This window comes from Leucobacter faecis (genome assembly GCF_054456635.2).
Genome location: NZ_JBTJEP020000001.1, coordinates 52211 through 76849, shown reverse-complemented (window position 1 = coordinate 76849; position 24639 = coordinate 52211). Strand labels below are relative to the sequence as shown.

Below are 24639 nucleotides of genomic sequence, written 5' to 3'. Positions count from 1 at the left end.
CCAGACGACAGTCGCCGCTCGTTCACCCAATTGTGCGCGCTCACAATTGGGGCGAGCAACATGATTCGCACTTCGTTACCAACTTGTTACCGCGAACACGACGGAGGCGCCACAGGCGTCCAAGCACTCAGGGATGGCTGTTTGCTCTCGTGCAGGAGATCAGCGCTTATGCAGGATCAAAACTCGGTTTTGGTCCTGCGCGAGTGCGGATCTCCTGCGCGAGTGCAAATCCGAAGTAGCGAGCGCGCGACCGGGAGCGACCGGGCGCACGTTGCGCGCGCGGTTACTCCAGCATGCCGGGCGGCGCCGTAGACTCACGCACGACGAGGCGCGGGCTGATCTTCGTTTGTTGCGCGCTGGGCGTGCCACCGATGGCCTCCACTAAGAGACTCACCGCCAGCTCGCCCAGCGCCACAAAGTCTTGCCGCACCGTGGTAAGCGGCGGCAGGTAGTGGCTCGAGTCGGGTACGTCGTCAAAACCGACGACGCTCACCCGGCCGGGCACCGAGATGCCGCGCTCTGCCAGACCGTGAATCACGCCCAGCGCCATCTGGTCGTTCGCCACGAAAACCGCGGTAAACCGGGTCGCATCTACCGAGCGCGCCCAGTCGTACCCGCAGTCGGCCGTCCAGTTGCCCTCGAAATACTCCCCGCCAGGCACGCCGGCGGCGTGTAACGCGTCGCTCCACCCCCGCTTACGTTCGCGCGCATCAAACCAGTCGGCGGGCCCTCCTAGATGCGCGATGCGCTCATGCCCGAGCTCGATGAGGTGAGCCACCGCGAGGTTCGCCCCCGCATACTGATCGACCGAAGCTGTGGCAACCCCCGGCAGCGTTGCGGGGATCAATAGGATCTGTGGCACCGTCGTGGGGTGAGCCTGCAGCGTCTGCAGCGAAGACTCACGCGGGGCGATCATGCACAGCCCGTCTATGTCTTGTTCGAGAAGCCCTTGCAAGGCCGCTTCTATACTGAGGCTGCCATCGTCGGTGGTGGTGAACGATCCCACCGTGTAGCCGGCCTCATGGGCGGCAGCTTCAAAGGCGTGCAGCATGCTGTTGGGGCCGTATTCGACCGGGTTATCGACCAGCACCCCCAGCCGCATCGCTTTGCGCATCGCCAACGCCCGCGCGGTCGCGCTGCGTTGGTACTGCAACTGCACGATCGCGTCATCCACTCGCTTACGCGTCGTGTCTCGAATGTTTGGATGCCCGTTGAGCACGCGCGAGACGGTCATGTGTGAGACCCCCGCGAGCTTCGCCACATCGTAGATGTTGGCTCGCCCCGCACCGGTGGTTGCTGGGTAGTTCATCTGTCACCTTCCCGTCTGCCGCGTGGGCGCCCGGGCCTCCCTCCGTTGGAAGGCCCGCCCGGGCGCACCCGGTCTTACAATCAGACGATATCGTAGCCGCTGCGCTGGCGGCTGCTGCTGAGCCGCACGCGTGGTCGCGGCCGCAAGATCGCCACCGCTCCGAGCATCGCGAGCACGAACGCGCCGCCCAGCACCCACTGCAGCGTCTGCCCACCGGTCGCGGCGAGCGCCGCGTCAGCCTCGGTTGCTGCGGTCTCAGATCCGGATCCCTGCGTGCCCGCGGTAGTACCCGAGCCGTTGCCGCCGTCATTGCTGCCGCCGGTGCCATTGCCGCCGTCGGAGCCGCCGGTGCCACTGCCGCCGTCAGCCCCACCGTCAGCCCCACCGTCAGCGCCGCCGTTCGTCGCGGGATCCTTCACCACGACGGCGAGTTTGACCGTCGGCGCGGCGAGCTCTTCGGCCGCCTCCATGTCGAGCACGGGCATGCCCTCGGCATCGAAATGCACACGTCGCACGAACATGTCACGGCCAGACAGGCCGTTGTGATCGGTGCGCGCGTGGAACACGTAGATCAGGCTGCCGTCTTCGTCTTCAGACCACATCCCATGCCCGGTACCGAGCTGCCATTCGCCCTCGAACTGGCCCGACTTCTGCAGCGGCGCGTTGAGCTTTTGCCATGATGCCGGATCAGTCAGGTCACTGCCGCTCGCGTCTGCGATCGCGAGGCCCGTCGTGTAGGTGTCGCCCACGCTCGAGCCCGAGTAGAGCATGTAGAGCTTGCCGTCACGTGTGTGCACGTTGGGGCCCTCAGCGCACACGTTGTCCCAGGCGTACTCGGGTGTGATGATGCGCACCGGATCGCTGGTGAGCGTCGTCGGGTCTGCGGGGTCTACCTTGGCGATAAACGTGACACACACCTGCTGCCAGGCGTAATAGGCCTGGCCATTAGCGTCGGTGAAGTACGTCATGTCGAGCGAGATGCCAGAGACATCGTTCAGCGCAGAGCCGTCGGCCCGCACGACGTGTTCGGGCTTTGACCAGTTCGCCGGGTCGGCCGGGTCGAGGTGGTTACCCGACTCGTCTTGGCCGAGCTGCATGATCGATGCGCGCCCCGTCATCATGTTGGGACCGTTGCCGTAGCAGGGCATAAACAGGATCGACAGTTTGCCATCGATCTCGTGAAACTCGGGCGCCCAGAAGCAGCCGGTCATGACACCGCCGTAGGCGTCGGTGTCACCGCGATCGAGTAGGTGAATTTCGGTGCCGCCGGCCGCGTCTGCGAGCCCCGAGATCGTCTCAGCCACACGAATCGGCATGAACGCTCGGCTCTGCTGATGAATATTGTCACCGTAGATATCGTTGGTGGCGATCATGAGGTAGCGGTCTTCGCCGTTGTAATCGAAGTGATACACCGACGGGTCTGCACGCTCGTCAGCAAACGGCTTCGGGTACTCGGTCTGCTTCACCGTGCCGATCGCCTCATAGCGACCCGGCGTTGACACGTCGACCCCCGACGTGTCCCACTCAGAGATGGGCAGCTCACGGGTAGACCCGTCAGAGTACGTAAGCTCGGTAGCCGCTGGCAGCCTGGCGTCGAGGTCTGTGCTGCCCGGCGTCACGGTGAGGGCTTCGTACTCGGTGAAGCCCGTGTTCGTGATGCGCCCGTATCGCTGTGTAAGCGATGCCGCAACCTCTTGTGGCACGGTCAGTTGCACACCGCCAGCAACATCGTCGATACCAGCAATGTTTGCCGAGTCGAGCTGTCGTGCACCAGTCACACGGCCGGCGATCGACGTGCCCACCTCGGGGGTGGTCACCGCCGCAATGAGATCATCAAAGTTCTGGTGTCGTTCGGCTCCGCCGGCGGTCGACCACGAAACGCGGTACACGCCCGCATCGGTGTCAAAAATGGCGGTGGGGCGACGCACACCGTCAGCCTCGTCGAGCGCCAGCAGCCCCACTTCTTCATAGCTGCGCAGGTCATCGGTGACCGCGAGCAGGGCCGAGTTCGTCTGCGAACCGTCTGCACCGCCGCCGCGTGCTACCCGAGTGGCGATGACCCCGTACCGGCCGTCTTCGAGCTGAAAGACCGACGGATCTTGCAGGCTACGAATGAGAGCAGAGTCGGGCCCGGTCACGGGCACATCTGATGCTACGCGCGCAAAGAACACGCCGTAGTTCTCATTGAGTGGCTGCCACTTGGAGTCTGCGGCGAGCGCCAGATGCATGCTCAGAGCAACGTCTGGGTTATTGGCGGCCTGCACCGTGGTGGGGGTGCGATGGTAGGCGAGCAGTTCTGCAGCGTCTTCGAGCACCGTCACGGTAAACGTCTTAGAAGTGGTCTCGGCAGGGGCGCCCTCGCGCGCGATTTCGACGGTAATGCGTGCGGGCTCTGCGGCCTGGGCCGCTCCCTTGCCCGAAGCCACGGTACCGTCGGTGACTGTTACGCCCTCAGCTTTCTTGACCGTCACGGTTAAGCCGGCGGGCGCCGCTGGCAGCTGTGCGCCGTTGGCCATGACCGAAGGCACCACGTACTGTTCGGCGGCGAGTGCAAGCCGTTCAGCGTTTGTGAGGGTTGATGGCATCACGCGCACGGTCGTGTCTCGTGTGGCAGTCACGCCGCGCAGTGTGACCGTGGCGGTGAGCGTCACCGGCACCGCCGCGGCTCCCGCTTCGGGCTGTGACACGCTGCCGTTTGCGTCGATCACGTCGGGCACGCTCGAGGTCCAGGTGATCTCGCCGGATCCGGTGGGCAGGGCGACGCGGTCACGCGTGATGTCTCCCTGCGGCATGCTGATGCCGTCGAGAATGTGATCGGCCTGGGCCCCAATGGTGACGGCGTTGAACCCCGCGTCTGCAAGGCTCGCCTCCTGCACCTCGTCGGCGCTCAGCACACGGTCATAGACGCGAAACGCCGAGACCTCGCCTGCAAACAGCGGGTCGGGCCACGGCGAGCGACCAATGGTGCTGAGCGACTGATCTGCGATGGACGCGGGCGTGAGTGACGTGTTTGTTTTGCCCGCCAACTGCCCATCGATGTAGAACGAGAGGGTCCCTGCTGCGCCGTCGAGCACGCTCGTGAGCGAGTACCACTGGTCTGCTGCCAGGTTGGACGACGCGGCCGCGTTCGACTCCCCCGAGTTCGACGCTGTTGTGATCGCGGTGCGCGGGGCGTCCTTCGCGGTGGCAAAGAAGTACTCGGTGCTGGAGTTATTGCCAATGTTCCAGATGAAGTTGTAGTCGCGCTTCATCGCCGCCGTGATCTTTACCTCGGTCGTGACGGTCGCCGAGCTCTTGCCGGTGAGCAAGCCCTCGGGAAGGCGTACCCAATTACCCGGGCCGCTCTTGGCGCCGCCAGAAAGCTTGAGCGATGTTCCTGTCCACTGCGAGTCGGCCGAGTTTTCAACCGTCGCGGCGTCGCCGCCAGGCACGAGGTTTGCCACCTCGCTGCCACTCGTCTGGGTAAACGCGAAGTCAGCCACGAGGCCGTCTGTGGCGGGGGCGGCGAGCGCCGCGCTGCCGAGTGGCATGAGTGAGAGAGTGATCGCACCCGCCGCGGTGAGCGCGAGCGCGCTCCGTGTATTTCGTTGCATCAATAGCCTCCTTTGGCCGTCGAAGTCGATAGGTGCGGGCGCCGCCCCGCTTGCTGCTGCGCGTGGCGGCGCCCGTCGAGCTGCGTCTAGTGCCCGGTGGGTCGCGTCACCCGACGGCGACGCAGCGCGAGCGATCCGAGCAGGGCCAGGGCCCCTAGCGCGGTGGCCGCGAGTGCGCCCATCACGGGTGAGTGCGGGGCGCCGGTCGCGGCGAGCGCCGCGTCGGTCTTGGGCGCTGCGGCCTCGGATCCGGATCCCTGCGTGCCCGCGGGGGTACCTGAGCCGTTATTCCCTTCGCCCCCGGCGCCCTTGCTGCCGTCCGTGCCGTCAGTACCGTCAGTACCGTCCGTACCGTCGGCACCGTCAGTACCGTCAGTACCGTCAGTGCCGTCAGTGCCGCCGCCGTTGCCGCCGTCGGCGCCCTCATCGGAGCCGCTACCGGCACCCTCATCCGGAGCCTGCGCGACCGTGATCTGCGCCGTCACGGGGTGACGGGAGTCGTCTTGAGCGATGCCCTGCACAAGGAACTCGCCCGCCGCCGCGTACTCGTCGGCTTCGATCGCTTCCCACTCCACAGCGACCTCGTGCACGGCGCCGTCGGCGGTCGTGAGTGCGACCGTGGCGGGGAGCTGCGGCGCAACCCCCGGCGTCGTGGCCACTGCCACCTTTGCCGCATCTTCGACCGCGATGGCGGGCGCATAGGCCGCGAGCACGCCCTCGTACTGGGCGCGGGTCACGGGCACGATCGTGCCGTGGCGCGGCTTGCCGTTGTCGGAGTTGACCGGGAGCTGTGACACGGGCATTTCATCGCCAATGACCTGCCAGGAGCTCGCGTCGGTGATGTCGTCAGTCGCCATGGGCACGTAGTGGTTCGGGCCGCCGTGGTAGTTGGGCTGGTCGGCAAATAGGTAGTACTCGTACCCGTTGACGTCATCTGCGTTGGCGGGAAACAGTGAGGGGCCTTCGCCCGCCGAGAAGGTACCGCCGTAGCCGTTTGGCTGTCCATTGCCAATCTTCGTGCCGTCTTCGACCCACTCGTCAGCGGCGCCGGTGGTGCCGGGGTATGCCGCTGCGACCTTCGCGAGCAGGTCTGTTGAGTGCTCCTGCCGCAGCGTCATCGACTTTTCGTCTTTGTACACGCGATAGTAGTCGTCGCCGTGCTTGGCCACGGTGACGTCGATTGATCCGGCGCCTGCCTGGCCGCGGCGGTCAACGTCGATCCACACTTCTGGTTCTGAGAATTCAACGAAGTCGGGTGTTGTCGCGACCATCATGCGGTTGTAGTTGGGGGTGTTACCGTGGCTGCCCTCGGTGTCTGTGTCGTACAGGTTCGACGCCCAGTACACGACATAGAGTCCCAGCTCGTCGTCCCAGTAGGCTTCGGGGGCCCATGTGTTGCCAGCAAACCCGGTGCTGACGGTGACGTGGCGCTGCTCTGACCAGTTCACGAGGTCGCTCGACTCCCACACCTCAATGGCGCGTGAACCGTAGGTCTGCGCACCGGTGAACCCACCGGGGCGGCCGTCAATTTTCAGGTCGGTCGCGATCATGTAGAACGTGTCACCGTCTGGCGAGCGCAGAATGAAGGGATCACGCAGCCCCTCTTCGCCCATGTTCGAGGTGAAGATGGGAGTGCCCTCATTGAGGGTGTTCCAGTCGAGGGCGTTATTTCCCTTGGATGCCGCGAGGCTAATCTTCTCGCCGCCAACGCCCTCACCGGTAAAGAAGGCCCACACGTAGGCTTCGTCGGGAGCTTCGTCAGCGGGAAGCGGTGCGATCGACGCGGTGAAGTCACGGGTGAGCGTAACTGCCCCGTTGGTGGTGGTGGCGCGCAGGTTCACCTCGGCGGCAGCGGTGGCCGGGCGCGTAACGGTGACGGTGTGGGAGTCTGCGTTGACTCCAGCGCCGATGCTGGCGTGCTCGGCACCCTTCGTGATGTCCCAAGTGATCGACGACCCCTGAGCCCCCAGAAGTGGGAGCGAGAAGTCGCCGCGCAGCGCATCAATGTTGTTGATCGAGAGGGCGTCGCTATCGCGCTGTGCCGAGCTTTCGTCGGTGACCGCTGCGACGTTCACGGTAATGGTCGCCACGATGCCTGGGTTGCCCGCCGCCGTCGCCGTAATCGTCGCTTGGCCGGCAGCACCGGCCGTGACGACCCCGGCTGCGTCGACCGCGGCGACAGCGGCGTCTGTGCTCGACCACACAACATCTTGCTCTGACCCCGCGGGGGCGATCGTCGATCGCAGGGTCGTGCTCTCGCCCTCCCAGGTCTGCCATGCCTGCTCACCGCTGTCATCGGTCGAGATTCCAGTGCCCGACAGTGCGATCGATGCGGGCGTGGGCGCGCCCAGCTGCGTGGCCGTGAGCGCCGCGGGTGTGATCGTGAAGTTGTCGATCAGCCCCGAGAAGTACTCGCCGCCGCCCCAGTTGGCTTTGCCGAGCTGAAGCACGCCGCCGTTGCTACCGAGGATCTGCGACAGGCTCGGGCCCTTTGTGTTCTTCGACACCAGCTGCTGGTCGACGTACACGCGGGCCGTATCGCCGTCGAGCACGATGTCGATGTGCTGCCACTGCCCCGCGGTGCGCGCGGCGGTCAGGTTACCCTCGGTGACACGCGTACCGGTGTTGTTGTAGCGTTCGACCGTCAGTTTGGCAGCGGTATCGAGCGTGCCGAGGTAGGTCTCTTTGCCGTTTGTTGGCGCCCCGGCGCCCCGCGCCGCATACACGGCCCAGCCCGTGTTGCCCTGCGTGTCGGGCAGGCTGTCGTACGAGATCGTCACGGCGTCGAGGCTGGCAAGCGGCGACCCACCGCCCGTCTTGGTCACATCGAGCCAAAAGTTTTTGCCGAGCCTGGCCGCGGTGCCTTGCCCGGGCGCCCCGGCTTCAAGCTTCTCGGTGCCCTGCACCGTCGCCTGCGCCCCTCCCCCGGCAAAGACCCCACCGGCCGCGGGCGCATTGAAGTCAAACTCCGCGATGGGCGCTGGAATGGTCCCGGGATCGGCAAACGCGCCCGCCCCCGGAACTGCGATCAGGGCGCACGCGGCGGCGGTTGCAATGGCACCGGCTCTCAGCCACGTATTACTTCGGGTATTGCGTGAACTCACTCCGTGTCTCCTTCGACAGTTTGCGTGCAGTGCGATGAGCCTTCTCCGCGCAGATACGCGGCACCCCCGTCACGCTCGTCACCAACGGCAACTTGTGAGCGATAACAAGCATCGGCAAAGAATCATGTTAGCGAGAACGGCCTCGCTGCGCTAGCCCCGACACCACACAGCTGGCCGCGGGAACCCTGCCGAGATGCAGCGCGCGGCGTTACCCTGTAACCGTCAGCACACCGGCATTGAAGCGGAGGCAGCATGGAGCCCGTGATCATCTCTGGCGGCTCGGGGCTCATCGGTCGCGCGCTCGCCCAGTCACTGCGCGCGGGCGGCACTCCCGTCACGCAGCTCGTCAGGCGGCCAGCGACCGGCCCCCATGAGATCCAGTGGCAACCGGGTGAGCGCGCTCTTGATCCGGATCATGTTGCCGGGGCCCGCGCCGTCGTAAACCTCAACGGAGCGAGCATCGGCAGGCTGCCGTGGACGCGCGCGTACCAGCGGCAGCTACGTGCGTCGCGGCTGGACGCGACGCGCACGCTCGCGACCGCGCTGCGAGCGCTCGGACCGGGAGCCCCGGCGTTCTTATCGGCATCGGCCGTGGGATTCTACGGTGATGCGCCGGGGCAACAGCTCACCGAGCAGCACAGCGTGGGGGCCACGTTTTTGGCGCGGCTGTGCGCAGATTGGGAACACGAGGCCAGGCGCGCGGGCCCCCAGGTGCGGGTCGTACACCTGCGCACCGCGCCGCTGCTATACCCCGAGGGCGTGCTGAAACCACTCGTCTCGCTCACCAGGCTCGGGGTCAGCGGCCCGCTTGGGCGGGGCACTCAGGTGTGGCCGTGGATCTCACTCACTGATGAGGTGCGCGCCATCGAGCACCTCATCAGCGAGCCCATCGAGGGACCCGCAAACCTGAGCGGCCCCGCCCCAGCCACCGCCACCGAGATCGGGCGCGAAATCGCCCGCCGCCTGCACCGCCCCTACTTGCTACCGGCGCCCGCCTGGGCGCTGCGCGCAGGACTCGGCCGCGATGCCGCCGACTCCCTGCTCTTGGCCGACGCCCGCGTCGTACCCGAGCAGCTCACCCGCTCGGGGTTCACATTCGAGCACGAGACCGCCGCCGCGGCAATCACCGCCGCGCTGAGCGGCTAGGCGAGCGCTCCACCGAGGTCACCATGAGCAACGACATGCACCACGACATGCACCACGATCACGTCGCACAGTATCGGCGCCTGTTCTGGATCATGCTGGTGTTCGCGATACCCACCGTGCTGCTGTCACCCATGTTCGCGATGATCGTGGGGTACCCGCTGCCCGATCTGCCAGCCCTCACCTGGGTCTCCCCCGCCCTCGGAACGCTGATGTATGCGTGGGGTGGCAGGCCGTTTCTGACCGGAGCCATCACCGAGATCCGGTCTCGCACGCCCGGCATGATGCTGCTCATCGGCCTCGCCATCACGGTCGCGTTTCTCGCGTCGTGGGGTGCGAGCCTCGGCCTCATTCACCACGAGCTCGACTTCTGGTGGGAGCTCGCGCTCCTTATTGTGATCATGCTGCTCGGGCACTGGATCGAGATGCGTTCGCTCGCCCAAACCACCTCAGCCCTTGACTCACTCGCCGCACTCCTCCCCGACGAAGCCGAACGAGTCGAGCCCAGCGGTGAAGTCGTCACCGTCTCGCCCGCAGAGCTCAACGTCGGTGACGTCGTGATCGTGCGCCCCGGCGCCAGCGTGCCCGCCGACGGCCGCATCACCGATGGCAGCGCGGCCATGGACGAGTCGATGGTCACGGGCGAATCTCACACCGTCACCCGCAGCGAGGGCGAACACGTCACCGCCGGCACCGTCGCCACCGACTCGGGTCTGCGCATCGAGATCACCGCCACCGGCGATGACACTGCCCTCGCAGGCATTCAGCGCCTCGTCACCGAGGCGCAACAATCGTCATCGCGCGCACAACGCCTCGCCGACACCGCCGCCGGCTGGCTATTCTGGTTCGCCCTCGGGGCCGCCATCATCACCGCGATCATCTGGACCCTCACAGGCCGCCCCGACGACGCCGTCATACGCACCATCACCGTGCTCGTCATCGCCTGCCCGCACGCCCTCGGCCTCGCCATCCCCCTCGTCGTATCGATCGCGACCGAGCGCGCCGCCCGCGGCGGCATACTCATCAAAGACCGCCTCGCCCTCGAACGCATGCGCACCGTCGACACCGTGCTGTTCGACAAAACCGGCACCCTCACTCGCGGCACCCCGGTCGTCACGCACCTCGACACGACGCCGGGCATTGATCCGGATCAGATGCTCGCGCTCGCCGCCGCCGCCGAGTCAGACAGCGAGCACCCGCTCGCGCAGGCGATCGTGCGGGCCGCGGCAGACCGCGGCCTCGACGTGCCCGCGAGCTCGGAATTTGCGTCGTCGCCCGCGGTGGGCGTGACCGCGACCGTGGCGGGGAGCCGTGTGCGCGTGGGCGGCCCGCACCTGCTCGCCGAGGAGGGCGCGGCGGAGCACCCGGCCGCCGACGAGTGGCGCGCGAGCGGGGCGACGATCTTGCACGTGCTGCGAGACGGCGCGGTCGTGGGGGCGCTCGCGCTCGCCGACGAGACGCGCCCCGAGTCGCGTCAGGCCGTTGACGCCCTGCACACCCAAGGCGTCACAGTCGTGATGATCACGGGCGACGCCTGGGCCGTTGCGCAGTCGGTTGCACACGACCTGGGCATCGATCGCGTGTTTGCGGGCGTGCACCCCGAAGACAAGGCAGCGAAGGTGCGCGAGCTGCAGGGCGAAGGCCGAGTCGTCGCGATGGTGGGTGACGGCGTGAACGATGCCCCCGCGCTCGCGCAGGCCGATGTGGGGCTCGCTATTGGGGCCGGCACCGACGTCGCGATCGCTTCGGCGGGCGTGATCCTCGCGAGCGACGACCCGCGCTCGGTGCTGCAGGTGGTCGCGCTGTCGCGCGCCACGTACCGCAAGATGAAACAGAATCTGTGGTGGGCGGCCGGGTACAACCTGGTGTCGGTGCCGCTCGCGGCGGGCGTGCTCGCGCCCGTGGGGTTCGTGTTGCCGATGTCGGTGGGAGCGGTGTTAATGTCGCTCTCGACGGTGGTCGTGGCGCTGAACGCGCAGCTGTTGCGCAGACTCGACCTGCGGCCCGGGTGACACTAGATATCTGATGTTTGTCTGATGTACCCTGAGGGTATGAGCACTGCCACATTCACAGACCTTCTGCGTAGGCCAAAAGAGGTGCTTGCGCGCATCAACGAAGAGCAGGTGCGCATCACGCGCCGAGACGGCGACGACTTGGTTATTTTGCGGGGCCATGACCTCGATGTGCTCGAGAGCGGCGTAGCGCTCTCAAGTCAACTCATCAGAGCGATCCACCGCAATAGCGGCAACGTTGAAGTCGCGCTCACCGAACTATTTGCTTGGGCCAACGACTTCAAAGACAGTGAACTCGCTGAGTACGCGACAGAGATCGAGAGCCTCCTATACTCCGCCAGTGAGCTCGGCAGTTTTGAGCGACTGCTGCGCGTGCAAACGGAGTGGCGCGAAACCGCCGCCGCATACGCGATGGATATGACGCCCACTGATCCGGTTGAATTTACTGATCCGCCACGTCGGGCTCCACGCCCCTAAGACTATGAACAGGAAACGCGGCGAGGTCGTTCCTAGACCAGTAAAGCTGACTGAGTTCGAAATCTATTTCGCTAGCAATGCCGCCCAACTTCAGGGAGCGGCACGCGAGCAACGCCCGCTTACAGGAGGCCGAGTTCGAGCACGATGAGCGCAACGTTGAGCGCCACGATGCCGGCTGTGACACCCCAACCCGCGGCCGTCGTCCACGCCGCGTTCGTGGCGCCAGCCATGATGCTGCGGCGCGAGGTGAGCCACACCAGCGGCACGAGCGCGAACGGAATACCAAAGGACAGCACCACCTGACTCAATACGAGTGCGAACGTGGGGTCGACCCCCACCGCCAACACGACGATCGCGGGGATGATGGTGATGAGCCTGCGCGTAATGAGCTTCAACCGCGTGCGAAATAGACCGCCCATAATGTCGCTGCCGGCGTAAGCGCCCACCGCGGTCGAGGCGAGCCCCGACGCAAGCAGTGCGATCGCGAACAGCAGCCCGGCCGTCGTGCCGAGTGCTGTTTCGATGGCGGCGTGCGCCCCCTCGAGCGTATCTGTGCCATCGACTCCAGGAAGCACGGTGGCGGCCACGAGCAGCATCACAAGGTTCACCGTCCCCGCAATGGTGAGCGCGATGGTGACATCAATGCGGGTCGCTCGAATCAGCCTGGGCAGGGGCACGCGCGGCCCCGTGCTGAATCGGTCGCGTGCGAGTGACGAGTGAGCGTAGATGGCGTGCGGCATAACGGTCGCCCCCATAATGCTCGCGGCGAGCAGCACCGACTGCGCACCGTCAAACTTCGGCACCATGCCACCCAGAACGTCGCCCGGGGCGGGTGGTGCGACGAAGAGGCCGTAACAAAACCCGATCACGATCACGATGATGAGCCCCATGATGGCAAACTCAAACGTTTTGGCGCCCCGTTTGGCCTGCACAAAAAGCAACGCCGTCGAAACCACTCCCGTGATGATCGCGCCCGCGACGAGTGAAATATCGAAAAGGATCCAGAGGGCGACAGCGCCGCCGATCACTTCTGCGACATCAGTCGCGATCGCCACAAACTGAGCCTGCAGGCCGTAGAGAATGCGGCCGCGGCGGGTCTTCATCCGCGCACCCAGCAGCTCAGCCATGCTCGACCCCGTGGCGAGCCCCAGCTTTGCAGAGAGGTATTGGATGAGCCATGCCGCGACATTCGCCGCCACGAGCACCCATACGAGCAAGAACCCAAACTGGGCCCCCGCCGACATATTGACCGCAACGTTACCCGGGTCAAGGTAGGCGACGCCCGCCACCATCGCTGGGCCGAGCAGCCAGACCGGCGCTGATTTAGTCTTCTGCCCCGCTGCCTGATTGGCCACAGTCTTCACCGTTGTTACCGCTCCATTCGAATCAAAACAGGTGCCTAACTCAAAAAGTTCGACATGCCGAACATTTATGATGGTAGCACCTTTGGATTGGTCTTTTCGGTGCTTGGGGCTTTGCTCGTGTTAGCGTGATGCCAGTTGGACGCGGCGCTGAGCGAGAGGAAATCATGGGCACAGCAGCACTCGTTTCGTGGCAAGCACCAGATGCTCGCTCCTGGCTCAGGCCGCCCGGGCCCAAGGATTACAAGCTCACGCGCGGTGTGCTCGCGGCACGCATCGGGTCTGCACGATACCCGGGAGCCGCGGTGCTGGGTGTGAGCGCAGCCTGGCGCACCGGCGTAGGAATGCTCCGATACATTTCGCCCATTGAACCGCTAGGAGGCGTCGCCCAGGGGCTTCCCTCAGCTGCGGCGGCAGTGCTCGCCGCCAGGCCCGAAACTTTGTTTGGCGCAGGGCCCTGCGATGCCTGGCTGCTCGGTTCGGGCACCGACCCGGCCGACCGGGTGGACGCTGAGACCACCGAGCTCAACGCCCTTCATCAGGGGCACGCGCCGCTCGTGGTCGATGCAGGCGCCCTCACAACGACGCTCACTCGAGACATCACCAGCGCCCCGGCTGTGCTCACCCCGCACATCGGAGAGTTTCGCAGGCTCTGGGCAGCCACAGGGCTCCCTGAGTTAGCTGCCGACGCCGATCAAGCTGCGGCCGCCGCACGCCTTGCCGCTCACCTTTCAGCAACTGTGCTACTCAAGAGTTCGACGAGCATTGTCGCAACCCCGAGCGGCCGGCTTTTATCGGTGGGCCCGGCCACCCCGTGGTTGGCGACGGCTGGCACAGGTGATGTACTCGCCGGCATCCTCGGTGCACTGGTCGCGCGCCATGCGCCCCAGGTAGTCACCGACCCCGAGGTACTCGGCCCGCTGGCGGCCACCGCTGCCCTCGTTCATGACGCGGCCGCACGCATTGCGTCGGGCGATCACACTGTTGACCCAGCGTTGTGCACAGGGTCACCGATCACGGCGCTTGACGTGGCAAACAGCGTGCCCGCGGCGATCGCGTCATTGACGGCCATATGATGCCGCTTGCCACGGTATTTCGGCACATCGCTGCCCCCGAGCGTCTTCGTGTCAGCGCTGTGACCACCGACCTGATGGCCAAGTCTTTGGTGCAAAGAATCAACGAGGGATCCGGCTTATTCCGGAAACGTCGACATACGAGAAGACGTGTTTTGCTGCTGCAACCCTACGCCTTCAAGTTGGCGCTACGCACTGCGCGAGAGCATCTCGAAGGGCTGCAAGCTTTCCCTCTTCCCGTGCCGCTCTGCTGACCTCGTTAAGCTCCTCACCATGGATTGGGCGCCAGTCAAGCACCCAGCCTGCGTCGTGCGCGACTCTCGACCAAAACAATCGCTGAGTCCGCCCATTGCCTTCGCGAAAGGGGTGAATGTAATTGAGTTGGTCATAAAATACTGCAAGTTCATCAACAAACGATGCTCGACCCAGGCCTTGAAGGAACTTTTTGTCTTTCAGTGATGTGAAGACGTGGAATGCGTTTGTCTCGAGCCCCGCCTGTGGCGCGAAGAACTGCCCTTGGCCTCGCCGCATATCGATAGTTCGGAGGCGCCCAGCCCAGTCGAATAGGTCTTGGAAGATGTGCTGATGGAGCGCCTGCAATTCGGCCAAGTCCCGAGTGCCGGGCACAAGGTTGTAAGTCTGAAGTTGGATCGTGCGACTCACAGTGAGGTCAACCTCGATTGCCGCAAGCGCTTCTGCAGTATCGGCTCCGGGTTTATTACGCAGCACCCCTGTATGGGGGTCTAAGTAAGGATCAGGTGTTTGCGGCAAGTCCGAACCGTTCGCGGGTAAGCTCTACGAGCTCATCAGCACTGATCACCCCAGCGACGTATTTGTCACTATCTTCTCGGAACGCCGAGCTGACATTGAGCCCTTCGAGCATGGCACTGTGTACCGTCTGATTAACCAAGGTTTCTCGTTGATCCTGTGCACTCATCCCCATACCTCCTTCGCCGATAGTCACTAATTCTATCGCGGGGTGCTTAAAATGCATCGGCCCACTCTTATAGTGGGCCGTCGTCGCGACCTCCCGAAGCGGTGGGCTCTCGTGACGCCCGCGCCCGTGTAATCGCAGCGACTCGATCCGGGACTCGCAGCTTCGTCAGAATATTTGACACGTGGTTGCGCACGGTCTTCAGGCTGATCATGAGTTCGTGTGCAATTGCCGCGTTTGTCTTACCGAGCGTCATGAGTTGCAGCACCTCACGTTCGCGGGCGCTCAACATTGGGAGCGCCGATTCAGCCGCGGTAGCTCCCGAGGCAAAGTGGCCGATTACCCGGTCGGCGATCTCTGCTCCGAAGACCGCGTCGCCCACAGCTGCGGCACGAATCGCCGCCTCAATTGCGTCTTCCTCGGCCCCCTTGAGGAGATATCCCCGCGCCCCCGCGCGCATCGCCGCGAACACGGAATCGTCGTCTTCAAACATCGTGAGTATGAGCACCGCAGGGGCCGGGCTCATCTGCGCGATTCGCCTGGTTGCCTCAATACCGTCGAGCCCCGGCATCTTGATGTCCATCAGCACAACGCTTGGCCGAAGCTGCTGCGCAAGCGACACCGCATGTTCCCCATCATGCGCTGACCCCACGAGCTCGACGCCCGCAAGATCGCCCACCATCAACGCAATCCCTCGCCGAAACGCCGGATGATCGTCTGCAATCAACACCGTGATCATGACTTCTCCTCGGTTACCGTAGCGTGTAAGGGCAACTTCGCAGTGACCACAAGCCCACCGGTTGGTCGTTCGTAACGTTCGCAGCTGCCCCCGAGTTCTGCCGCACGCTCTTGTAGCGACCGCCAACCCACCCCGGCGAGCGAGTCGGTTCGAGCAAGCGACTGGGTCAGCTGCAGTCCGCGACCGTTATCTGCGATCTCCACCACCAGCACACGACCCAACGCAACGTCAAAAGCGATGTGGAACGAAACTCTACAGTGGCTCGCCGCCGCGTGGCGCACCACGTTGGTTACCGATTCCAGGGCGATCCGATAGGCCGCGACCTCAACAGCCGCGGGCAGCTGCGCGACGCCCGCATCGGCGTCTGTATCGGCGCCTGTACCAGCGCCTGTACCAGCGCCTGCCTCAACATCGACACCCAGCCCCGCAGTCATGCCCGCGACTCGAGCTCGCACTGCCCCGACAAGTCCTAACTCATCGAGCGCAGCAGGTCGAAGGTCGTTCACCAACCTGCGCACCTCCCGGATCGCTTCGCGCACTTCCTTTCGGGCTTCGCGAATCAGCGAGTCACTGCCTGGCGGTGCCCCTCGGCTCGCGGCAGCCAACTGCAGCAACACGGCCGCGAGCGCCGGCCCAACCCCATCGTGAAGATCTCGGCGGAGCCTGCGTCGTTCTTCTTCACGGGCTCTGACGATCGCTTCACGAGACGCCCCCACATCGACTGCGAGCTGTTCGGCCGCGATAAGCGCGGCGGCATAGTGCGCTAGGTCTGAGAGCAACTGCGCATCTGCCGCAGCAAATCGTTTGCCCTCTCGTGCCCGCGCTACGACGGTACCGAGCGGCCTACCGCTATGCACGAGGGGTGCTTGAATGGTCACCGAGGGGTGCGCCTGTACTGCACTCAGCCCGGTTACATCGGCGTTCGCAGCACGCGACCCGGATGGCTCCAGCCACACCCGTTCTGCGTTCAGCGCTTCAGCGACGGTCACCATGACGAGTTCAGTCACGTCTGCCCCGGCAGCCTGGTCTACTCGCTCACCGAGAAGCCTCAGGGCCTCCCCCGGCGCGGCACGATAGCCGTACACCCAGCGTTCGATGCGGCGCCGCAGCCACGTCGCGGCCGGATGAATCGCGATCGCCACGACTCCGACGGCGACGATGCCGCCCAGCCCGCTGCTCCCAAGCAGGCGCGCGGCACCCCATAAGGCGGCAGCGTAGAGCGCCAACACCGCACCAGTGAGCGCCAGCCAGAGCAGTGAATGGCTCACCACTGGCCGAATGTCAAACAGCCCGTGAGCGAAGACGCTGCCTGTGATCGCGAGCGGCATACCCACCGTGATGACACGAGTGTCACCTCTATCACCCACGTCTGCTCGGCAAAGAACCAGACGTTAAGCCAAAACAGCAGCAGCCCGAGCGGCAGCGACAGCGCACCCCACACCAGCCAGAGCAGGCTTCGTCGTTCATCTCCCACGGCCCCGCGCATACGTACGCCCACCGATACGACCGCACCACCGATAAACGCAATCACACTGACCAGCCCCACGACCCCCAGCACGTTCGCCACGACTTCGGGCAGCCACTGCGAACCGCTGACTACCGGTGCCAGCTGCGCAAACCCGGGATCCGGCGCTGCAGCTGCACCGAGAAGAAACAGCACCGTACCCGCCATGCACAGCCAGAGCCAGCGTCGCCACGCGCGTGATGCGGGGCGACCGCTTGGCACAAGATAGGCGATGAGCACGAGCCACAGATACAAGAAGACCCAAGCGCCCTGGCTCGCTTGGCGCAGCGGGCCAGCGATGGCGCTGGGGAGCAGGGCGAGCGGCGGCCCGAGCAGCAATGCCACTGACAGCGCGTGCGCGATGAGCAGCCAGCCGATTGTTGCGGGGCCGCGCCACAGCAGCACGAGCACGCCTAACCCCAGGGGGATCAGCGAGGTGCTGGCGGCGGCGTTCATGGCTTCAATGTACCCGCGCCGATCTCGCCGGGCTATGCTCCCGGGATTTCTTCCCGGCAGCAGCGGGAAGGTGCCCCATGCGCCTGGGCCCACGCTGAGCGCACGCTTGTGGGTGAGGGCAACCGGCCTTCAGAACGCAAGTAACGCAGTGAAAGATACGAAAGGAGCAGATCATGTCACGCAGTCGATTCGAACGATTTCTACCGTGGTCTGGGGTGATTGCGGCGGTGTGCTGGACGGCACAAATGTTTGTTGGTGTGGTTGGCGAGACCGATGATCCGGGTGGCGCGAGCGTGCAGGTGCTACGCGAGCACACACTGGCGAACATGGTGCACATGGCGTTACTCATGGCGACCGCGATGTCGCTCGTCTACTTTGCGGCCGCTACACGCGCCGCATTGCGGGCCACTGAGGCCGCAGAGGCGGGCGCGTCTGCCGTTGCGTTTGGCGGCTGGCTCCTCGTCGCGGTCGCCCTCGCTCAGATGGCGGTGCGCGACTTCGCGCTACTGTCGGCGGCGGCTGACGGCAACGCCGCCGCCACGACCGCGATCGGCTACCTCGCTTGGCCCGGCTGGGTGGGGATGCTGGCGGGACTTGCGACCGTGTTTGTCTCGATCGGGATCGGTGCTCTGCGGGGCGGCGCGCTTCCACGTTGGTTTGCGATCGTCACGCTCATACTCGGAGTGCTTGTGACGCTCGGCGCACTGCATATTCCGCCGGGCGGCATGATCGGCTACCTGCTGCTGCCGCTATGGCTTGTGGTGGCCGCGCTGCTGATCGCGCGCAGCCAGCGTCACGAACGCGCAGCGGTGGGATAGATCTTTGAGGGCGCACGGCTCCGGTTCAGTCGGTGGTGGTCGGCCAGAGGGCGCGCAATACGCTCGTTGCTTCGTCGAAGCTGGTGCCCGATTCATAGGCGGCTTCAACGAGTGCGCGTGCTCGTTCGACGACTGCTTGCGGTGCGCGTGCGGCCCCGGGGGCGACCCGTGTTCCTGCGGCAGTTCGAGTCACGACGAGTCCTTCTTGCTCGAGGGCTCGGTAGGCTTTTGCAGCGGTACCCTGGGCGATACCGAAGTCGCGGGCGGTTTGCCGGACGGTCGGGAGGCGCTCCCCACCGCCGAGCTGCCCTGAACGGATAGCACCGCGGAAGAGGTCCGTGATGTCTTCGGCGGTACGCAGCGAGGGCGACTCCGAGGGTGTCATTGCACGATCTCCGTGCTCGTGTCTACTGAGGCTTCCGCGCGCTCAGCAGGGGCCTGCCGGTCCCTGGTCACGGCTCGGCGAGCACGGATGGAATCGATTGCCAGCCGAAGCAGGAGCGCGGCGCCAACACCCTGGAGGACGTACCCGCCCTTGTGCATCAGGAACGCGAAGTCTCCGTATCCCGTGCCGACATTGACGATCGGCTGCCCGCCCCTGCCTGGTACCTGAGGATAGATGCCGACGATGAACTCGCCGATGAACCCGATGTGCGCCCACACAGCGCCGAGGGTGAGCAGCACACCGCCGAGAAAAACGAGGGTGAACAGGCGCGCGGTTACTCTGCGATCCTCGGACCCGCCGCCGGCTGCGCCCAACGCGAAGCCAGGACGATTCGCGTCACTCGCCAGCGCCCGCATGGACACCGCAGCGGCGAGGAGCAAGACGACCATAGTAGCGAGGTGGTGAGGCCAGCCCGCACCCCAGATGTACCCGACCCCATCGGGCGCTGCCATGTACACCGGAAGGTCTTTCTGCAGCGGGCCGATTCCGTAACGGTCGGCCCCTGCAGGAGCCGACACCCCGATAGCCGAGTGCCACGTGACGGTGAGCAGAAGTGCCACGGCGCACGCAGCAGCAAGCCAGAGCAGCGTGGGCGACGCGAATGCCCACCAATGGCGACGCGGCACGATCGCGCCCTGAGTCATCGGCGGCATCGGTGCGCGCTTCATAACGATCGCAGCAAGAGCGATGACGCACGCCGCGGCCAGCAGAGGGAGCGGGCGCTGCCACCAGCCGCCCCAGTTCGTTTGCAAAGGATCGGTAAGAGCGAGCGCGTTCGCCAAGGAAGCAACAGCGAGCACCGCGAGCGACCCCGCCACCCCCGTCGCCGTGAGCACCGAGAGACGCCTCGTGCCCGGGGAGAACGAGATGATCCTGCGCGGACGAATCCACGAAAGCCCGAAGAACACGACACCGAGCGTGAGCGCCATCTCAACGGGAAACACTTCCTTGAGTTGCCAGACAAGCCAGTACAAAACATCCATGTCATCACTCCATTCTCAACTTCTTGTAGCGCAAAGATAGCACAAGTTGTGTCGTGATCATGGATCAAGATGGTGAATGAGTGCCCAAAGAGCCGAGGTGTCCGGCTCGGGCCGACGTGGATCCTGCGACTCCTTCGTCGCGCAGGATGACCCGTAAGCAGCGTCGCGCAGGATGGCGACGGGAGTACACAAGAAGAAGAGAGTACGCAGGCTGGCGACCGCAACACAGGGCCCCACGCTACCAGCGCCGAAAAATAAAGGAACCCCCAAGAGTAGAAGCCTCTTGGGGGTTCAGCAGCGGTGTAATCTCCGCTACGTGGCTCCGACCGGCATCGATCCGGTGACCTTTCGATTTTCAGTCGAACGCTCTACCAACTGAGCTACAGAGCCAGGCGACTCATTCAAGAATTTGTCACCTGAGACGAAGAAGCCCTTCCATAAGAAGGGCTCTTCATCTGGCGACCCTGACGGGACTTGAACCCGCGACCTCCGCCGTGACAGGGCGGCGCGCTAACCAACTGCGCTACAGGGCCTTACATATTCAATTGTGTGTTAGCAAGTTCCTCAGTGACCCCAACGGGATTCGAACCCGTGCTGCCGCCGTGAAAGGGCGGTGTCCTAGGCCACTAAACGATGGGGCCGAAGCGATTCATTCTGAACTTCTTCTTGACTTCCTCGCTAACAAGATATGACTTTACGCGACCATCTCCCACCCCCGCAAATCGAGGCCCCAAAACGGCGATTCCCGGGCGGGTCGCAGTGCGGGATCCGCATAATTGCGCCACTTTCTTCCCAAACGCCGCGCACGCTGGCAGCATGGGGGTATCGACCAGTGCCTGCTCGAGAGGAGCTGCGCCATGCAATCCCCGGCCCCACACGCAAGGTTCGCAAGGCGCGAGCGCTTCTTTCGCCCCTCCCCCGTGCGGTCGGTGTGGGACGTCTCGATGGAACCGGGCATGATCTCACTCGCCGGCGGCAACCCCGATCTCACGCAGCTGCCGCTCGACGCGCTCGGTGAGGCGGCCGCCCACCTCATCAAAGCGCAGGGCCTCGAGGTGCTGCAGTACGGGGCGGGGTCGGGCATTGCCCCGCTGCGCGAGCAGCTCGCGCTACTGATGCGCACAACAGGCCTCGCCCCCGACCCCGACGAGATCCTCATCACCGCCGGTTCGCAGTTTGGCATCGAACTGGTGACGGCGATGCTGTGTGACCCGGGCAACGTGATGCTGGCCGAAGCCCCCACCTACGTGGGCGCGATCAGCACGTTTCTGGGGCTGGAGGTAGCCGTCGAACATGTCGCGTGCGACGAGCACGGCCTGATTCCCAACGAACTCAAGCGCCGCATCATCGAGCTGCGCGCGGCCGGCCGCACCGTCAAAGCGCTCTACACGATCCCCAACTTCAGCAATCCCGCGGGCGTGACGCTGTCTGCCGCTCGCCGCCCCGTCATCGCACAGATCTGCAAGGACGCCGGCGTCACCGTGATCGAAGACGATCCGTACGGGCTCGTGCGCTTCGCCGGCGCGCACATCGCTCCGATCAAGGCCCACGACGACGACGTGATCTACCTCGGCTCGATGAGCAAGATTTTCTCCCCCGGCATTCGCATCGGGTGGGTGTACGCCCCGCGTGCGCTGCGCGATCGGCTGCTGCTCTTGTCTGAGGCGACTCTCATTCATCCCTCGCTCATCAGTCAGCACCTCGCGCTTGCGTACCTGCGCGATTTCGATTGGCGCGCGACGCTCGACAAGACCATCGCGCTCTACCGTGAGCGCGCCGAGGCGCTTCTCGCGGGGCTAGCCGAGGCGCTCCCCGCGGGCTCCACCTGGACTAGCCCGAGCGGCGGCTTCTTCGTGTGGGCCACGCTGCCCGAGGGCTACAGCGCAGACGCCCTCTTCACACTCGCGGTGGAAGAGGGCGTCGTGTTCATCGCCGGACCCGGCTTCTTTGCCGATGGCACGGGAGACCGGCACCTGCGGCTCTCGTTCTCACTCGAAGCTCCGGATCAGATCGCTGCGGGCCTTGAACGGCTCGCACGGGCCACTGCCCGGCTCACGCGAGCGTGTTGACGGGCGAATCAGGAGCGCCCGAGAACACCACCGACACCGCGTTCTGCGCCTGGATGCGCACGTACTCGATCTCGGTGCGAGTCGAGAAGTACGCGATGTGCGGCGTGAGCACGACATCGCTGCGTCCAACGAGTGGGTGCGAAGCCGAGGGCGGCTCCTCCTCCAGCACGTCGAGCGCAGCAGCGGCCAGGTGCCCGGCGTCGAGCGAGGCCGCCAGAGCGTCGCTGTCGATGAGGCCACCGCGCGACACGTTGACGATGACAGCGCCCGCGGGCATGCCCGCCAGAAACTCGGCGTTGATCATCTTCTCTGTCGAGGGGAACAGCGGCAGGTGTAGCGAGAGTACGTTCGTCTGCGCTTGCACCTCCTCCAGGCTCGCACGGGTCACACCGGCTGCAGCCAGATCGGCCTGCACCTCAGGGGTGTCGGGCAGCATCGGGTCATAGCCGAGCACGCGCCCAAACAGCGGCCCTGCGACGCGAATGTATTCGCGGCCGATCTTGCCGAGGCCCACCACACCGAGCGTGAGTTCACTCATGCGCGGGGGCGCCACGGGGGCGCGGTCGTTCCAGGTGCCGGGCTTTGCAGACTCCAGGTAGAAGTCGAGCTGGCGCACCGCGTGCAGGGTGAGCGCGAGCGCGTGGGTCGCAACCTCTTCGGTCGCGGCGCCGGGCACGTTCGTCACCCACACCCCGTGTTCAGTGGCGGCATCGAGATCGACGTAGTCGAAGCCCATCGACATGAGCGCCACGATCTTGAGCTCGGGCAGTGCCTCGATCACTTCGCGGGTCACGGAGGCGTAGCCGGGTAGCAGCACGGTTGCCCCCTGTGCGCCCGCGATGATCGCTTGTGAGTCACGCGTGTTCAGCACGCGCACCTCGAAGCCAGCCTCCTCCAGCAGCGCAACGCCCGGCGTGATGTCAGTGTCGTCGGCGTCGGTGTAGACGGCGATCGGCTTCACGGCGCTCATGCGGCAGCCACCGAGGCGTCGAAGGTTGCCTGGTCGATGTGGATCAGCTGCAGTCCGCCACCTGCGACGGCTGCGGCCACCGCTGCGTTCAGCTCGGCAACGTTCGCTGCGCGCTGACCATTGCCACCGAACGCAGTCGCCACGGCCGCCCAGTCGGGCTGCACGAGGTCGACCCCCACGGGCGCGATCTCGGCGTCGAGTTCGTTCTGCTTGATCTCGGCGTAGCCACCGTTGTCGACGACAATCACGGTCACGTCGAGGCGCTGCTCGATCACCGTGATGAACTCGTTCATTGAGAACATGAGCGCACCGTCACCGGTCACGGTGAACGCGGGGCGATCCGGAGCAGCAATGCGCGCGCCAAATGCCGCGGGCAGGCCGTACCCCAGAGTCGCGTACGTGGCCATGTAGGGCGTCGAGTTCGGCGTGGCCACGCGCAGCGTGTTGAGCAGACCCCAGTACGCCACCTGCGAGGAGTCAGTCGCGACGATCGCGTTGTCTGGCAGCGCGCCCGCAATCGCCTCGGCCAGCAGCGTGTTCACTGCCGAGAGTTCGAGGGACTCGGCGCGCACCGCGGCGCGAGTCGCTTCGACGCCCGCCGCCACTGCCGCCGCGTCGCGCGGCGTGAGCTCTGCCGTGGCCAGCTCGGCATCGATCGCGGCAAGCGCGGCCTGCGCATCGCCCACGATCCCCACGTCGGCACGCTGGTTCTTGTGCAGCTGGGTTTCGAGCAGATCGATCCGGATCACGGTGCCCCGCGCTTCGAGCTCGTCGACCCACAGCTCAGCCTCGCCCAGCTTCGAGCCGACAACGAGCAGCACGTCTGCGTTCTGTGCACGGTCGCGGGCGGCGGCCAGGCGCAGCGCCGAACCGATGGCGAGCGGGTGACGCTCGTCGAGCACGCCCTTCGCGTTGAGGGTCGTCACGACCGGCGCCTGCAGCCGCTCGGCCACCGCGCGCAGCTCGGCTGCCGCGCCGCGCGATCCGCCGCCCGCGAGGATCACGGGGTCCTGGGCGCCCGCAAGCAACTGGGCGGCCTGGGCGACGAGCGCCTGATCCGGAGCTGGGGTTGCCTCGAACTCGCGTGCTGCGAGGATCGCGGCATCGATGTCGTTCTCTTCCTCGAGCAGGTCGAGCGGCACCTCAATGTAGATGGGGCGGGGGCGCGTCGTCGCGAACAGCTCGAACGCATCGTGCACCGCTTGCACCGCTTCTGCGGCGGTCTGTACGCGGCGGCCCCACTCGACGATCGCGGCGGCGGCAGCCAGCTGATCCTTCGTCTCGTGCAGCGTGCCCTTGTCAGCAAACTCGGCGCCGCGGGCGGGGCCGGGCGCCAAAATGATCATGGGGCGCGACTCGCAGTACGCGGTGCCCGCAGCTGAGAGCGCGTTGAGCAAGCCCGGGCCGCTCGTCGTGATGACGACGCCCGGCTTGCCCGTCTGCAGCGACCAGCCGTCAGAACCGTAGCCGGCGCCCTGCTCGTGACGCGTGGTCACGGGACGAATGCCGAGCGCCCCCAGCGGCCGGTAGAACTCAAGGTTGTGGGTGCCGGGGATCCCAAAGATCGCGTCAACACCGTAGCCCGCGATGGTCTCCATCACAAGCCAACCGGTCGTGAGTCGCTTCGCGCTTAGCTCAATCTGCGTCAT

At 65.3% G+C, this 24639-nt stretch carries 19 protein-coding genes and 3 tRNA genes; 6 read left to right on the top strand and 16 right to left on the bottom strand.

Features of this window, described 5'->3' with window-relative positions:
• Positions 1–283 precede the first annotated feature (283 nt).
• The 3 genes from ACXR2T_RS00345 to ACXR2T_RS00335 all read right to left on the bottom strand — a co-directional run bounded on the left by ACXR2T_RS00345 (position 284) and on the right by ACXR2T_RS00335 (position 8006).
• Complete coding sequence (locus tag ACXR2T_RS00345; protein ID WP_458838109.1) at positions 284–1309, bottom strand: LacI family DNA-binding transcriptional regulator; 1026 nt, start codon at positions 1307–1309, stop codon at positions 284–286.
• An 80-nt stretch (positions 1310–1389) separates the two neighbouring features.
• The gene (locus ACXR2T_RS00340) at positions 1390–4902 is read right to left on the bottom strand and encodes a family 43 glycosylhydrolase (protein ID WP_458838110.1); all 3513 of its coding nucleotides are present in this window, start codon (positions 4900–4902) and stop codon (positions 1390–1392) included.
• Between the two features lie 86 nt (positions 4903–4988).
• Positions 4989–8006, bottom strand: a complete 3018-nt coding sequence (locus ACXR2T_RS00335; RefSeq protein ID WP_458838111.1) for a LamG-like jellyroll fold domain-containing protein — start codon at positions 8004–8006, stop codon at positions 4989–4991.
• Positions 8007–8258: 252 nt separating this feature from the next.
• Here ACXR2T_RS00335 and ACXR2T_RS00330 point away from each other — a divergent pair, with 252 nt between their 5' ends.
• Genes ACXR2T_RS00330 through ACXR2T_RS00320 form a run of 3 tightly spaced genes read left to right on the top strand, consistent with a single transcriptional unit; the run spans position 8259 to position 11638 of the window.
• Positions 8259–9152, top strand: coding sequence for a TIGR01777 family oxidoreductase (locus tag ACXR2T_RS00330; RefSeq protein ID WP_458838112.1), 894 nt, complete (start codon positions 8259–8261; stop codon positions 9150–9152).
• Positions 9153–9175: 23 nt separating this feature from the next.
• Positions 9176–11161 (top strand): heavy metal translocating P-type ATPase, encoded by a 1986-nt coding sequence (locus ACXR2T_RS00325; RefSeq protein ID WP_458838113.1) that lies wholly within the window; start codon positions 9176–9178, stop codon positions 11159–11161.
• A 39-nt stretch (positions 11162–11200) separates the two neighbouring features.
• Entirely contained in the window at positions 11201–11638 is a 438-nt protein-coding gene (locus tag ACXR2T_RS00320; RefSeq protein WP_458838114.1) for a hypothetical protein, read from the top strand.
• A gap of 119 nt (positions 11639–11757) precedes the next feature.
• On the opposite strand, the gene ACXR2T_RS00315 is transcribed toward ACXR2T_RS00320, so the two are convergent.
• Positions 11758–12993 carry an Nramp family divalent metal transporter gene (locus ACXR2T_RS00315; protein WP_458838115.1) on the bottom strand — a complete coding sequence of 412 codons (1236 nt, stop codon included), beginning with the start codon at positions 12991–12993 and terminating at the stop codon, positions 11758–11760.
• Positions 12994–13166: 173 nt separating this feature from the next.
• On the opposite strand from ACXR2T_RS00315, the gene ACXR2T_RS00310 reads away from it, so the two are divergent.
• Positions 13167–14075, top strand: coding sequence for an ADP-dependent NAD(P)H-hydrate dehydratase (locus ACXR2T_RS00310; RefSeq protein WP_458838116.1), 909 nt, complete (start codon positions 13167–13169; stop codon positions 14073–14075).
• A 174-nt stretch (positions 14076–14249) separates the two neighbouring features.
• Here the strand turns inward: ACXR2T_RS00310 and ACXR2T_RS00305 are convergent, their stop codons facing one another.
• The 5 genes from ACXR2T_RS00305 to ACXR2T_RS00285 all read right to left on the bottom strand — a co-directional run bounded on the left by ACXR2T_RS00305 (position 14250) and on the right by ACXR2T_RS00285 (position 17705).
• Positions 14250–14699, bottom strand: coding sequence for a Fic/DOC family protein (locus tag ACXR2T_RS00305; RefSeq protein ID WP_489945472.1), 450 nt, complete (start codon positions 14697–14699; stop codon positions 14250–14252).
• Positions 14700–14826: 127 nt separating this feature from the next.
• Positions 14827–15009, bottom strand: a complete 183-nt coding sequence (locus tag ACXR2T_RS00300; RefSeq protein WP_458838117.1) for an antitoxin VbhA family protein — start codon at positions 15007–15009, stop codon at positions 14827–14829.
• 67 nt (positions 15010–15076) lie between these two features.
• Positions 15077–15745 carry a response regulator transcription factor gene (locus ACXR2T_RS00295; RefSeq protein WP_458838118.1) on the bottom strand — a complete coding sequence of 223 codons (669 nt, stop codon included), beginning with the start codon at positions 15743–15745 and terminating at the stop codon, positions 15077–15079.
• Positions 15742–17016 carry a sensor histidine kinase gene (locus ACXR2T_RS00290; RefSeq protein ID WP_489945466.1) on the bottom strand — a complete coding sequence of 425 codons (1275 nt, stop codon included), beginning with the start codon at positions 17014–17016 and terminating at the stop codon, positions 15742–15744. The genes ACXR2T_RS00295 and ACXR2T_RS00290 overlap by 4 nt, the downstream gene beginning before the upstream one ends.
• Complete coding sequence (locus ACXR2T_RS00285) at positions 17010–17705, bottom strand: hypothetical protein (RefSeq protein ID WP_458838120.1); 696 nt, start codon at positions 17703–17705, stop codon at positions 17010–17012. Before ACXR2T_RS00285 ends, ACXR2T_RS00290 begins: the two co-directional genes overlap by 7 nt.
• A gap of 173 nt (positions 17706–17878) precedes the next feature.
• On the opposite strand from ACXR2T_RS00285, the gene ACXR2T_RS00280 reads away from it, so the two are divergent.
• Positions 17879–18523: a hypothetical protein gene (locus ACXR2T_RS00280; protein ID WP_458811546.1), complete on the top strand. Its 645-nt coding sequence runs from the start codon at positions 17879–17881 to the stop codon at positions 18521–18523.
• A gap of 25 nt (positions 18524–18548) precedes the next feature.
• Here the strand turns inward: ACXR2T_RS00280 and ACXR2T_RS00275 are convergent, their stop codons facing one another.
• The 5 genes from ACXR2T_RS00275 to ACXR2T_RS00255 all read right to left on the bottom strand — a co-directional run bounded on the left by ACXR2T_RS00275 (position 18549) and on the right by ACXR2T_RS00255 (position 20592).
• The gene (locus tag ACXR2T_RS00275; RefSeq protein WP_458838121.1) at positions 18549–18908 is read right to left on the bottom strand and encodes a GntR family transcriptional regulator; all 360 of its coding nucleotides are present in this window, start codon (positions 18906–18908) and stop codon (positions 18549–18551) included.
• Positions 18905–19951, bottom strand: coding sequence for a hypothetical protein (locus tag ACXR2T_RS00270; RefSeq protein WP_458838122.1), 1047 nt, complete (start codon positions 19949–19951; stop codon positions 18905–18907). Before ACXR2T_RS00270 ends, ACXR2T_RS00275 begins: the two co-directional genes overlap by 4 nt.
• Positions 19952–20268: 317 nt before the next feature.
• A tRNA-Phe gene (locus ACXR2T_RS00265) sits at positions 20269–20341 on the bottom strand.
• A 66-nt stretch (positions 20342–20407) separates the two neighbouring features.
• Positions 20408–20484, bottom strand: a tRNA-Asp gene (locus ACXR2T_RS00260).
• Between the two features lie 35 nt (positions 20485–20519).
• Positions 20520–20592, bottom strand: a tRNA-Glu gene (locus ACXR2T_RS00255).
• Positions 20593–20808: 216 nt separating this feature from the next.
• Here ACXR2T_RS00255 and ACXR2T_RS00250 point away from each other — a divergent pair.
• Positions 20809–22020, top strand: coding sequence for an aminotransferase-like domain-containing protein (locus tag ACXR2T_RS00250; RefSeq protein ID WP_458838123.1), 1212 nt, complete (start codon positions 20809–20811; stop codon positions 22018–22020).
• On the opposite strand, the gene ACXR2T_RS00245 is transcribed toward ACXR2T_RS00250, so the two are convergent.
• Both ACXR2T_RS00245 and ACXR2T_RS00240 read right to left on the bottom strand, forming a co-directional pair.
• Entirely contained in the window at positions 22004–22990 is a 987-nt protein-coding gene (locus ACXR2T_RS00245; protein WP_458838124.1) for a C-terminal binding protein, read from the bottom strand. The two genes, ACXR2T_RS00250 and ACXR2T_RS00245, sit on opposite strands and share 17 nt — an antisense overlap.
• Positions 22987–24639, bottom strand: coding sequence for a thiamine pyrophosphate-dependent enzyme (locus ACXR2T_RS00240; RefSeq protein WP_458838125.1), 1653 nt, complete (start codon positions 24637–24639; stop codon positions 22987–22989). Before ACXR2T_RS00240 ends, ACXR2T_RS00245 begins: the two co-directional genes overlap by 4 nt.